Source organism: Polymorphobacter sp. (assembly GCF_051860865.1).
GTDB lineage: Bacteria > Pseudomonadota > Alphaproteobacteria > Sphingomonadales > Sphingomonadaceae > Sandarakinorhabdus.
This window is the reverse complement of sequence record NZ_JBIMKZ010000032.1, coordinates 24722-35911: the sequence shown is the minus strand read 5'-3', so window position 1 is coordinate 35911 and position 11190 is coordinate 24722. Positions and strand designations below refer to the sequence as shown.

At 67.0% G+C, this 11190-nt stretch carries 8 protein-coding genes; 2 read left to right on the top strand and 6 right to left on the bottom strand.

Features of this window, described 5'->3' with window-relative positions; translation table 11 throughout:
* The coding region (locus ACTIFJ_RS07970) for an SLC13 family permease (protein ID WP_439533567.1) at nt 1–590 on the bottom strand (590 nt) is incomplete at its 3' end.
* A 119-nt stretch (nt 591–709) separates the two neighbouring features.
* Here ACTIFJ_RS07970 and ACTIFJ_RS07965 point away from each other — a divergent pair.
* Nucleotides 710–1297, top strand: a complete 588-nt coding sequence (locus ACTIFJ_RS07965) for a methyltransferase domain-containing protein (RefSeq protein WP_439533566.1) — start codon at nt 710–712, stop codon at nt 1295–1297.
* Here ACTIFJ_RS07965 and ACTIFJ_RS07960 read toward each other — a convergent pair.
* Entirely contained in the window at nt 1294–2046 is a 753-nt protein-coding gene (locus tag ACTIFJ_RS07960; protein WP_439533565.1) for an SDR family NAD(P)-dependent oxidoreductase, read from the bottom strand. The two genes, ACTIFJ_RS07965 and ACTIFJ_RS07960, sit on opposite strands and share 4 nt — an antisense overlap.
* 145 nt (nt 2047–2191) lie before the next feature.
* On the opposite strand from ACTIFJ_RS07960, the gene ACTIFJ_RS07955 reads away from it, so the two are divergent.
* On the top strand, nt 2192–3766 hold the full coding sequence (locus ACTIFJ_RS07955; RefSeq protein ID WP_439533564.1) for an FAD-binding oxidoreductase: 1575 nt from the start codon (nt 2192–2194) through the stop codon (nt 3764–3766).
* Here ACTIFJ_RS07955 and ACTIFJ_RS07950 read toward each other — a convergent pair.
* The 4 genes from ACTIFJ_RS07950 to ACTIFJ_RS07935 are packed head-to-tail and all read right to left on the bottom strand — an operon-like array spanning nt 3761 to nt 11173.
* Nucleotides 3761–5821, bottom strand: coding sequence for an AsmA family protein (locus ACTIFJ_RS07950; RefSeq protein WP_439533563.1), 2061 nt, complete (start codon nt 5819–5821; stop codon nt 3761–3763). The genes ACTIFJ_RS07955 and ACTIFJ_RS07950 overlap by 6 nt on opposite strands.
* A gap of 25 nt (nt 5822–5846) precedes the next feature.
* Nucleotides 5847–7202 carry a M24 family metallopeptidase gene (locus tag ACTIFJ_RS07945; protein ID WP_439533562.1) on the bottom strand — a complete coding sequence of 452 codons (1356 nt, stop codon included), beginning with the start codon at nt 7200–7202 and terminating at the stop codon, nt 5847–5849.
* Nucleotides 7203–7223: 21 nt separating this feature from the next.
* Nucleotides 7224–9740 (bottom strand): TonB-dependent receptor, encoded by a 2517-nt coding sequence (locus ACTIFJ_RS07940; RefSeq protein WP_439533561.1) that lies wholly within the window; start codon nt 9738–9740, stop codon nt 7224–7226.
* Between the two features lie 35 nt (nt 9741–9775).
* The gene (locus ACTIFJ_RS07935; RefSeq protein WP_439533560.1) at nt 9776–11173 is read right to left on the bottom strand and encodes an MFS transporter; all 1398 of its coding nucleotides are present in this window, start codon (nt 11171–11173) and stop codon (nt 9776–9778) included.
* Nucleotides 11174–11190 lie beyond the last annotated feature (17 nt).

Below are 11190 nucleotides of genomic sequence, written 5' to 3'. Positions count from 1 at the left end.
GCCAGCGCGGTGGCCAGCCCGACGCCGCTGATCTCGAAGATGCCGAACGCCGGCTCGCCGAGGCTGCGGGCCACGCCATCGACCAGCAGGTTGGTCGAGGTGCCGACCAGCGTCAGCGTGCCGCCGAGGATGGCAAGATAGGACAGCGGGATCAGCAGCCGAGTCGCCGCCACCCCCAGCACCCGGCTCAGCCGCTGCACGACCGGGATCAGCACCATCACCACCGGCGTGTTGTTGACGACGCCGGCGGTCAGCAGCGCGCCGCCGAACACCTCGGCCAGCACCCGCTTCGGCCGCTGGTCGGCACGCCGCACCAGCACGCCCATCACCGCCTCGATGACCCCGGTGCGGACCAGCGCGCCCGACAGTACGAACAGCGCCGCAATGGCGACCGGTGCCGCATTGGAGAACACCGCGCGCACATCGGCCACCGATGCGAAGCCCAGCGCCATCACCACGGCGACCCCGGTCACGCCCACAACAACGGGCGGAAAACGCTCGCTGATGAAGGCGGCGAACAGCAGCACCAGCACCAGCAGGCCGATGCCGGCACTATGCGCCTCGACAAAGGCCGCGAGGGTCTCGATCATGCCGGTCCCGCCGGCCCGGCAAAATTGTCTGGCCGACAACCCCTCATATCGAATAACTCTTTGATATCTATGAAATGGCTATCACCTTCGCACAGCCGTGCGCCACAATCAAACCGCCCGTGACAAGCTGGTGGCACGAGCAGCGCCTGGATGCGGCAATGGCGGCGATCGAGGCGTGCGGCGCCACATCGGTGGCCGATCTCGGTTGCGGGGACGGGGACCTGCTGTGCCGGCTCGCCGTCTCCCCGCGGATCGAGCGGCTGGCGGGCGTCGATGTCTCGGCCGAGGCACTGGCCCGGCTGCGGCTGCGTCTCGGCCGTCTGGGATCGAACACGCCGGTCGAGATACTGCACGGCTCGATGACCGATGGCACCGGCCTCGACGGCTATGACTGCGCGGCGCTGATCGAGACCATCGAGCATCTGGAGCCCGCTGAACTGTCGGCGCTCGAGCGGGCGCTGTTCACCCGGATGCGCCCGCCAACGATCGTGATCACCACGCCCAATGCCGAATTCAACGGCCTGCTTGGCGTGCCGCCGCACCGCTTTCGCCATCCCGGCCACCGTTTCGAATGGGACCGGGCGCGGTTCCGGCGCTGGGCCGAGGCGGTGGCGGCGCGCCATGGCTATGCCATTGCCTGCACCGATATCGCCGGCCAGCACCCCCGCCTCGGCGGCTCCAGCCAGATGGCGCTGTTCACGACCTAGAGGAACTGGTCGCCGCCGTTTGGGCTCAGGCACTGGCCCTGGAAATGCCGGCCGCCGTCAGACGCCAGGAACACATAGGCCGGCACGATGTCGGCAACCTCGGCGATCCGCCCGGTCGGGATCGCGGCGCGGACGGCCTCGAGCACTTCGGCGTCGACGCTGTCGAGGATCGCCGTCCGGGTCGCGCCCGGTGCCACGCAATTGGCCCGGACGCCGCGCGTGCCGATCTCCAGCGCCAGTGAGCGGGTGAAGGACAGCATGGCGCCCTTGGCCGCGGTATAGGCCGACAGGCCGGGCGCGCCCTTGTAGGCCAGCTGCGACGCGGTGTTGATGATCCGCCCGGCGTCGCGCGCATACATGCCGGGCAGCACCAGCCGGGTCATCAGGAAGGTGCTGCGCAGATGCACGGCAAGCACCCGGTCCCAGATATCGACCGGCATGGCTTCCACCGGGGCCGTATGAGCGATCCCGGCATTGTTGACGAGAATGTCGATGCGGCCGAACCGGTCCTCGGCCGCCGCCACCAGCGCCGTCGCGCCGTCTTCCGCCGCCACATCGGCCTGGACGGCGATGGCGGCGCCGCCCTCGGCCTCGACCGCCGCCACCACGGCGCCGGCCTGCCCGGCCTCGGATTCGGTCGGATAGTTGATGACGATGCCGCCGGCGCCGTGGCGCGCAAAGGCCACCGCCACCCCGGCGCCAATTCCCGACGAACTGCCGGTGATCACGGCGATCCCGCCCTTCAACATGTCAGTCTCCCCCATGGCCTGCGCCGATGCCTCGATATTCCGGCAAACGCCGCCGATGTCCAGCCGGCCGGGACATCCTGGCTCGTTGACAGGCCGGGCGCGGCCATGGCTGATAATGGCAGGCGCAGGGGGATGGAACGCGGACATGGCAGATACGGACGACCGGCAGTTGCTGGCGATCGAGGCGCTGGTCGCGGTCGTCGGACGTGATGGCGTGATCGAGGACGCCGGGGAGGTCGAATATTTCTCCCAGGATTATTTCCGCGCCGGCCTGCCGACGCTCGCCGTCGTCCGTCCGCAGACCACGGACCAGCTCGCCCGCGTCATCGGCGCGGCGACCGGGCAGGGGCTGGCGATCTTCCCGCGCGGCGGCGGCTATTCCTATACCGACGGCTATCTGCCGACCCGGCCCGGCATCACCCTTGATCTGCGCGGGCTGGACCGGATCGTCGAGATCAACGCCACCGACATGTACGTCACCGTCGAGCCCGGCTGCACCTGGGCGGCGCTCGATATCGCACTCGCGCCGCTGGGCCTGCGCACCGCCTTCTGGGGACCGTTCTCGGGGCGCAACGCAACGGTCGGCGGGTCGATCTCGCAGGGCTCGATCAGCTGGGGCTCGGCCCGCTACGGCGTGTCCTCGGAAACCGTCCTCGATCTGGAGATTATCGTCGCCGATGGCACGCGCGTGCGGACCGGCGCCTCCGGCCAGCCCGGCCACCCGCCCTTCTTCCGCAACTATGGGCCGGACCTGACCGGGATCTTCTGCAGCGACTGCGGCGCGCTCGGCGTCAAAACTGCTGTCACCCTGCGCCTGATCAGCCGGCCGGCACACGCGCTCGGCCTGTCGTTCGGCTTCGCGTCGCTAGAGGCCGGGATCGAGGCCGCCTCGGCGGTGGCGCGGCTGGGCGTGGTGTCCGAGGCGCTGGGCATGTTCGCGGCGCGCGCCGCGGCCGCCTCCGGCCCGCCCTCGCTGCTCGCCGACCTTAAGGCGCTGGGCAAGATCGGTCGCGCCGCGCCGGGGATCGTCACCGGGCTGAAGCGGATGGCGCAGGCGGCGATGGCCGGCCGGCGCTTTTTGGAGGCGGCCGATTTCACCTTCCACTATATCGTCGAGGGGCTGAACGAGGCGATGGTCGCCGGCCAGGCGGAGGCGGTGCGGCAGGCGGTCGGCGGGCACGGCATCGAGATCGCCAACACCGTGCCCACTATGCTGCGGGCCGACCCCTTCCTCGCCTATGACATGCTGTCGCCGAGCGGCCAGCGCCAGCTGCCGCCAAGCACCGTGCTGCCGCACTCGCAGGTGATGGCCTTCCACCGGGCGTTCGAGGCGGCGGTGGCGCCGCATCGCGCCGCAATGGCGGCCAGCAACATGACCGTAACGCCGGTGTTCTCCACCATCGGCACCACCGGCTTTCTCTATGAACCGGTGATCGCCTGGGATGATGCCGCCGATGCATTCCATCGCCGCCACAGCGCGGCAGCGGTGCTGGCGCCGGCGCAGCACCGGCCCGCCGATCCGGCGGCGCGGGCGCTGGCGGTAACGCTGCGCCAGTTGATGATCGACATCGCCTTCGACCATGGCGGCGTCCACCTCCAGATCGGCAAGCTCTATCCCTGGCTGCGGGAGCGCGATGCGGCGGCCGAGCAGATGCTGCGGGATATCAAGGCGCGGGTCGATCCCGCCGGGCTGATGAACCCCGGCGCGCTCGGCTTATAGGGTTCCGTCGCCGACGTCCTTGCGGGGCTTGCCGCCGGTGGTGCGCTGCTCGGTGGCGGTGGCACCGCTGAGCACCGGCCCGCAGGCAGCAGCCTTGGCATCGCCGATATCGACGAAGGACAGCACGGCCGCCAGCGGCGTCGCCACCACCGCCAGCCCGACGGCCACCCCGGCGCGGCCCAGCAGCTCCGGCGTGATCACCACCAGACCGGGGGCGACGAAATTACCCTTCAGCGCCACCGGCGACTGACCGGAGAACAGGCTGAACTTCTTGGCATCCGCCTTGAAGGCAAGGTCCAGCTGCTCGCTGTCGAAGCTGAAGCCGCCGCGGCCGAGGATGACATTCTTGTTGGTATCGATGAGGATCGGATCGGTCGCCGCCACGCCCTTGCGCACCGTAAAGGCGACCAGCCCGCAATTGATCTGCACCGGCTCTTTCAGCTGGTCCTGGAACATCTTCTGGACGAAGGTGCCGATATCCAGCTCGGACAGCTCGATGTTGCGCGTCCAGAAGGTGCCCTTGGGGATGATGAAGGCAATGCGGCCGCGCGAGGTGCCGAGCGAGGCGTGCAGCGTGTCGCCGTCGCCGACCAGCTCCATCCGCCCCCGGACGACGCCGCTGGTGCCGGCCTCGACGGCGCCGAAGCCGGCCAGCAGCTGCGCCATCGGCGTCGTGCCAAGGCGTATGTCATAGCGGGTCCGCGCCGGCATGCGGCGCCAGTCGATGGCAATGTCGGCCTCCACCTTGCCGCGCGCCATGGTGAAGGCGAACGGCGACAGCGTCAGCAGCCCGTCATCGAGCGCGACGGTGACAGCGACATCGGACACCGGAATGCTGTCCGAGCGGACCTTGGCGACCTTGTAACGGACATCGGCATCGAAGATCCGCAGGCCCTCGGCGCGCAGCGTGGCGTCAGGCAGCAGCCGCTTCGGCCCGGCGCCGGTCTGGGCGGCTGCGGCCTCGAAACCGCTTGTCGCCACCAGATCGGGATTATAGCCGATGAACGGCGCCACATCGACGATATCGAGCGTCGTAGTGGCCAGATCGGCATCGATATGGACGCGGGGCCGGCCGGTCTCGATGGTGAAGCGGCCGCGGATGTCGCTGTCGCCGAAGCGGCCCTTCATCCCGGTGAAGCCCCAGGCCATGCCCCGCTTGATCAGCTGGGCAGTGAGCGCATAGCGGCGCGTATCCGGGATGACGATGCCGATGATGCCGAGCAGCTCGGCGGCGTTGCGACCCTTGGCGGCGACGGCCAGCGGCACATTCTCGACATCGGCCAGGCTGGGCAGCGTGCCGGTGATGTCGATCCGGTCGCGGCCGGCATCGGCCTGGACGACGAGCCGGTTCTCGCCGCGCGCCACCGTCTCGTTGGGGCTGAGCAGCGCGCCGCGCAGGGTGAAATCGGTCTGGCGCAGCCGCCCGTTGCCGGTGAAGCGCAGCTCGTCCTCGATCCGCGCCTGCTGCGATTCGACCGTAGCGAAGGTCAGGTCGGCGAGGAATTCCAGCTGCGGATCGCGGTAGCGCACCTGGGTACCGCGCAGCCGGGCGCGGTCGATGACCGGCAGTTCGAACGGTTCGCCCTCGCCGCCGAACGTCCAGCTGTTGGCGACATGGGCAGCGTCCCATTCGAGATCGAGCTGTCCGCCCTCCAGCGTCAGGCTGTAGAATCGCTGGCGGCCGAACAGCAGCGACAGCGGGGCGATGGTCGCGTCGACACGCTCGGCGGCGAACAGATTGGGCTGCGTCGTCCATTCGGGGTTCGAGATCGTCAGCCCTTCGGCGACGAACTTGATCGAAAAAGGCGCGAAATAGAGCTGGAAATCGCCGGTTACGGTCACGTTCCGGTCCGAAATAGACCCGGAAATGCTCTCGAACGGCCCCTTGAGGAAGCGCCCCTTGGTGATGAACAGGATCAGCCAGACGGCAAAGACGGCCAGCAGCAGGCCCAGCATGGCATTGCGGACGATGCGCAACCGGCGCTTGCCGCGCGGCGTCTGCGGCGTGAACATCGCCCCCATCCGGGGCAGCTTTGCTGAACGCGACGCGACCATGTGCGGCCGTGATAGCATGGGGTTTCTAGACCGTCACCTCGTGCAGCACATCGTCATCGCGGCCCAGCCATTCGGCGCCATCCTTGTTGATGACGATCAGGCTTTCGAAGTGCATCGAGCCCCAGCCGGGCTCGAGGGTCGGCATGTCGATGGTGATGACCATGCCCGGCTCCATCGTCACATCGAGCCGCGCCTTGAAGGGCAGGTCGTCGCGCCAGGGATCGTCGCTGTGCGTGAGGCCGACGCTGTGCGGGCCAACGCCGATCACGCAGTCGGCGCCCATGGCCTTGGCAATCGCCTGGCCGCGCGCCGAAATGTCCGAATATCGCATGCCGGGGCGAAGCTCGGCGGTCAGCGCCCGGGCGATGGCGCTCAGCCGCTTCGAGCGGTTGATGAGCAACGTGGGCGGCGTGCCGAGGACAATGGTGCGGGCATAGTCGCCGCTATAGCCGTCAAAATTGCCGCAGCAATCGACCATGAACGGCTCATGCGCCACCAGCCGCTCGCTGCGGAGCCCGGCGGTCATCCCGGCGACGACGAACTCCGGCCGGCCGCCGCGCCGCACCACCTCGGCGAAGAACAGCGCCTCAATATCGGCATGGGTCATGCCCGGCCGTAGCTGGGCGATCATCGCCATCGCGGCCCCGTCGTTGAGCCGGGCAACGGCGCGCATCCGGTCGATCTCGACGGCGGATTTGATCTGGCGGAGGCGGAGGAAGAAGTTGTCGCCGGGCCGAAGCTTGACGGCTCCCATCCCGACATGCGGCAGCATCGCGGCAAGGCCGGGCTCATCGATGGCGACGGTCCCGCCCGCCAGCCCCAGCTCGCTCAGCGCCCGCGCGACGCCCAGCTCGACGCTGCCGGCCACGGCCAGCGGGCGGGCCTTCTCGGTCTGGTCCCACAGGGCTTCGCGCGGCGTCAGCGCACCGTTGGCGGGCCAGCCGGGCATGACCCGGGGCTGGGCATCGGCATAGTCGGCGGCGGTGGCGTAGCGGTCGGCGTCCCTGATCGCGGTATAGGCAATCAGCGCCGGCCATTCCCGCGAAGAGGCGGCGGCGCGGCGGATGTCGAGGCTGGGCAGCACGGCGAAAACCGGCTTGACCGGATCGGCCGGGATGATGCCGGCAACCGCCATCGGCAGCCCCATCTCGGCCAGCAGGCTGCGGAAATTGGTGGCGTAAAAGCTGTTGGCCGGGCTGACACCGACCAGCGCATCGATGCCCGCCTCGCGCATCAGCCTCGTGGCGCGCTCCCGGTTGACCGGCAGCCGCCCGTCCGGAACCAGGGGCGCAAAGGCCGGCGGCGGGGCCGAAGCCGCCGCCGCCGGCATCGCAAAGGCCAGGCCCATGCCGCCAAGGAATTGTCTCCTGTCTGGCTGCATGGGCCTGCTCCCGTCAGTGCATCAGAACCGCGCGGCCGCGGTCACGCCGATCCGGCGACGCTCGCCCTGGATCGCTTCCGGCACGCGGATCAGGAACGGCAAATTGGCACGCGGCTGCACGATCGCGTTCTGGACATAGATCTTGTCGAACACGTTCGTGGCGAACACCGCGATGCTGTACTTGTCGTTGTTGAATCCGAACCGCAGGTTGGTCAGCGTCCGCGACGGGATGAAGCTGGAGTTGACCAGATCGACAAACGCATCGCCGGTGTAGTTCACATCGACCCGGCCGGTTGCTTGCCAATCATTGCCGAGCGGGATGTTGGCCGTGGCATGCAGGTTCCACGATGTCCGCACCGAACGCGGTGTCCGCTTGCCGGTAAGGTCAGGGACAACCGCAGTGCCGCCGGGAACCTGGATGGTCGCGGCGACGCAGGGCGGCAGCGCCACACCGGCGACGATGCACGCGGTCCGCCGGGTCGTATCATAGGATCCGGCCAGGAAGCGCGGGTTGGAGAAGTTGAACGAGCCGCCGAACCCGAACATGTCGGTCGGCCGGACTTCGATATTGCCTTCGACACCCTCGACCCGATAGCGGCCAGCATTGTCGATGATCACGACAGCCGGTGGCGGTGCCAGCGGATTGGCGGTGAACACGCTGATCTGCATGTCCGACCAGTCGACCCGGAAGGCCGAAAGATTGACCTGCAAGCGATTGTCGAGCCAATTCGATTTCAGGCCGACCTCGTACGTCCAGTTCTTCTCTTCATCATAGGCCAGCTCTTCCGGCAGCACGGCATTAGCCGCCGTCTGGTTGTTGAACCCGCCCGAACGGACGCCCTTGGCAGCGGTGGCATAGAGGAAGATCTCATTGGTCGGACGATAGTCGATCGAGAAGCGCGGCGTGAAGCTCTTGAACTTGTTCGCCCCCCGGTTGCCGAGCACCGGAAACAGGGTCTTGGCATTGGCAAGCTCGATATTCTGCGCCACGCCCCCGACCGGCAGGAAGGCCTGGCTTACCTTGTCGTCGATATTGTAGCGCGCTTCGGCAGACACGCGGACCTGGCCGAAGTCATAGCCGAGCGAGCCGAAGATCGAACTCGTCCGGGTGCGCGCCTCGACGCGGCTGGTTGCCAGATAGACGTTGGGCGCCGTGATCGGGAAACCGGCGATCGTGCCGTCGATCGGACCGGTGCCCGGCGGAGTAAGGCCCTGATAAATCTGGACGATCCGCTCATTGCTGTTCAGCAGCTGGCCACCGATGATATGCGAATCGACACCCGGGTTATAGCTGTCCAGAATACGGGAATTGAAATAGAAGCCGCCCAGCATCCACTGGAACTTGCTGCTTTCCGGTGACTGGATGCGCAGCTCCTGGCTGAAGGTCTGCACCTGTTCGCGAGCCGAGGTGTGGATGTTGACGCGGACGGTTCGATTATAGGGCTGGTTTCCGGTGCCGCAGGTGACACTGCCGGCAATCGTGCACACGCCCATGAGTTCGCCGTCGCCGGTGCCATCATAGTCGTTGTAGGTGCGGTTCTTGGCCCAGGTCAGGCCGGACACGCTGACCAGCGTGAAGGCATCGGCCTCATAGTTCAGATCGAGCGAGACCTGCTGGCTGCTGAAAGTGGTGTCGGGAATATCCGGGCTGACGTTGATCACCCGGTCGGTCTGCAGCGGGCCGCAACGCAGCACCTTGAACTGTGTCACGGATTCCGTGGCACCGCAGTTGTTTTCGGAGGGCTTGACCAACCGGATGCCGCCGACTTCGCTTTCCGAATGGGTGGCAAAGGCGTTGAGGCGGGCGGTCAGCCTGTCGGTGAGAAAGGCTTCCAGCGAGCCGCTGATGGCGTATTTCTTGTAGCCGCCAGTATTCTCGCCGAGCTTGTTCTCGGCCGTCCCGCCGAAATGCAGATAGCCGGCGCTCAGCCGCGCGTTCAATTTGTCCTTGATCAGCGGGCCGGAAATGCTGCCGCGTACCCGGTAATCCTCATTGGTGCCGACCGTGCCTTCGATGCGACCGGAAAGCTCGCCGGACGGCGCCGGCGTGAAAATGCCGAGCGCACCGGCGAAGGTGGAGCGGCCATAGAGCGCCGACTGCGGGCCCTTGACGACATCGAGCTGGCCGACATCGAGCACCGAGATGATGTCGACGGTGTTGCGGCTGGTCTGGTAGATGCCGTCGATGAACACGCCGACATTGGCCTCGGTGTTGAGGTCGTTGTTGGTGTTCGCCGGCGCTTGGCCGCGGATGTAGATCGTCACCAGCGCGCCGCCAGCGATGCTGTTGATGGCCAGGCCCGGGGTGTTGTTGCTGAGATCGGCCAAGGTGTTGATGTTGCGCTCGGTCAGTGCCTGGGCGGTGTAGCTTTCGATGGCGATCGGCACGGTCTGAATGTCTTCGGCGCGCTTTCTGGCCGTCACGATGATCATGTCATCGCTGGCGGCGCCGGCCGCCGTCGCCGTTTGGGCAAAGGCCGGCATCGCCATGACGATGGCCAGCGATGCCGCCCCATATTTCCAAGGATAGTTTGTCATTTTTCTAACCCCTCTGTTGTTGTTGAAAGATCCCGTCAAGAACGAGATGCGGCCCCGACGGCAGTTTTTCTATCGTCGATTTGGTATCGACTTATGGCGAAAATGCTAAGCAACAGGAAAAACGCAGGAACAACAGTATTGGTGGCGTATAGTGAAATAATTGCATTGGCCGGCTGGTCGGTGAGCCGGCCGCCGGTGGTGGGGACATAGCCGGCGAGGCTGAGCGCCCAGCCGACCAGCAGCGCGCCGATGGCAAAGGCGCCCTTTTCGACGATCGCATAGACGCTGGAGAACAGGCCCTCGCGGCGCAGGCCGGTGCGGGCCCGGTCATAGGCCATGGTGTCCGATAGCATGGCGAGGCCGAGCAGGATCATGCCGCCCGAAAAGGCGCCCATTGCCGCGCCGATCGCCCACAGGGTCGGATTCGATATGCCCGAGCCGGTGAACAGCCACACCAGCGTCGAACAGGCATAGAGGAAGGTGGCGGCCATGTAGCAGCGCTTCTTGCCGTAGTGGCGGGCCAGCCGCAGCCAGACCGGCATCGACAGCGCGGTGAAGACGTTGGAAACCACGCTGAACTGCGCCTGCCCGGAATAGCCGATCTGCAGCACGTTGAGCTTGAACAGCAGATTGGTGCTGATGCCGCTGGCCAGCGACAGATATTGCAGGATCTTGGCCGAGATCAACCAGACCAGCGGCTTGGTTTCCCACAGCATCCGCACGGTCTGGCGGAAGGGCACGCGAGCCTGGTCCCGCGGCCGGGGCGGCGCCCAGCGCGCCGATGCGGTGCCGAAGAAGCAGCCGAGCATCGCCGCCAGGATCGCCGCCGCCAGCACCATGCCCATCGTCCGGTAGCCGCCGGCATCGCCGCCGCCCTGGGCGATCAGCGCGGCGGCGCCGCCGAGTGCGATCAGCTGGCCGACCGCCACAAAGGCGGTGCGGAAGGAGAACAGCCCGGCGCGGACATGCGGGTCGTCGCTGATGTCGGCGGGAATCGCCAGATAGGGGACGTTGAACAGCGAATAGCCGGTCGAATACAGGATCAGCGCCACCGCCATATAGGCGATCAGCGCCGTGTCGCCGAGCACCGGCGGCATGAAGATCATCATGAACGACGCCGCCGAGACGATGCCGCCGATGGCCAGGAACGGCCGGCGGCGGCCGAGCTTCGATTGCGAGCGGTCGCTCAGGGTGCCGATCAATATGTCGGCAAGGATGTCGTAGAGCTTGGACAGCGTCAGCAGCACGCCGGCGATGGCCGTCGACTGGCCGAGCACCGTCGACATCATCGCCGGGAAATAGGTGGTGACGGTGTTGAGCATGATCGACACGCCGATGGTGCCGACGCCGAAGCCGAGGCTGAGGCCGAGCGACAGCGGCTTGTCCCCGGCCGGAAGCCGGGAGCCGCTTTCAGGAAGTGCCGTGCTTGCCATCCGCTTTTCGCTCGCCC

What these genes read in the sequence shown, in the direction of transcription:
- ACTIFJ_RS07960 (WP_439533565.1), bottom strand. Translation starts at nt 2,046, where the DNA reads ATGTTGAAGGGCGGGATCGCCGTGATCACCGGCAGTTCGTCGGGAATT.
- ACTIFJ_RS07955 (WP_439533564.1), top strand. Translation starts at nt 2,192, where the DNA reads ATGGCAGATACGGACGACCGGCAGTTGCTGGCGATCGAGGCGCTGGTC.
- ACTIFJ_RS07950 (WP_439533563.1), bottom strand. Translation starts at nt 5,821, where the DNA reads ATGGTCGCGTCGCGTTCAGCAAAGCTGCCCCGGATGGGGGCGATGTTC.
- ACTIFJ_RS07945 (WP_439533562.1), bottom strand. Translation starts at nt 7,202, where the DNA reads ATGCAGCCAGACAGGAGACAATTCCTTGGCGGCATGGGCCTGGCCTTT.
- ACTIFJ_RS07940 (WP_439533561.1), bottom strand. Translation starts at nt 9,740, where the DNA reads ATGACAAACTATCCTTGGAAATATGGGGCGGCATCGCTGGCCATCGTC.
- ACTIFJ_RS07935 (WP_439533560.1), bottom strand. Translation starts at nt 11,173, where the DNA reads ATGGCAAGCACGGCACTTCCTGAAAGCGGCTCCCGGCTTCCGGCCGGG.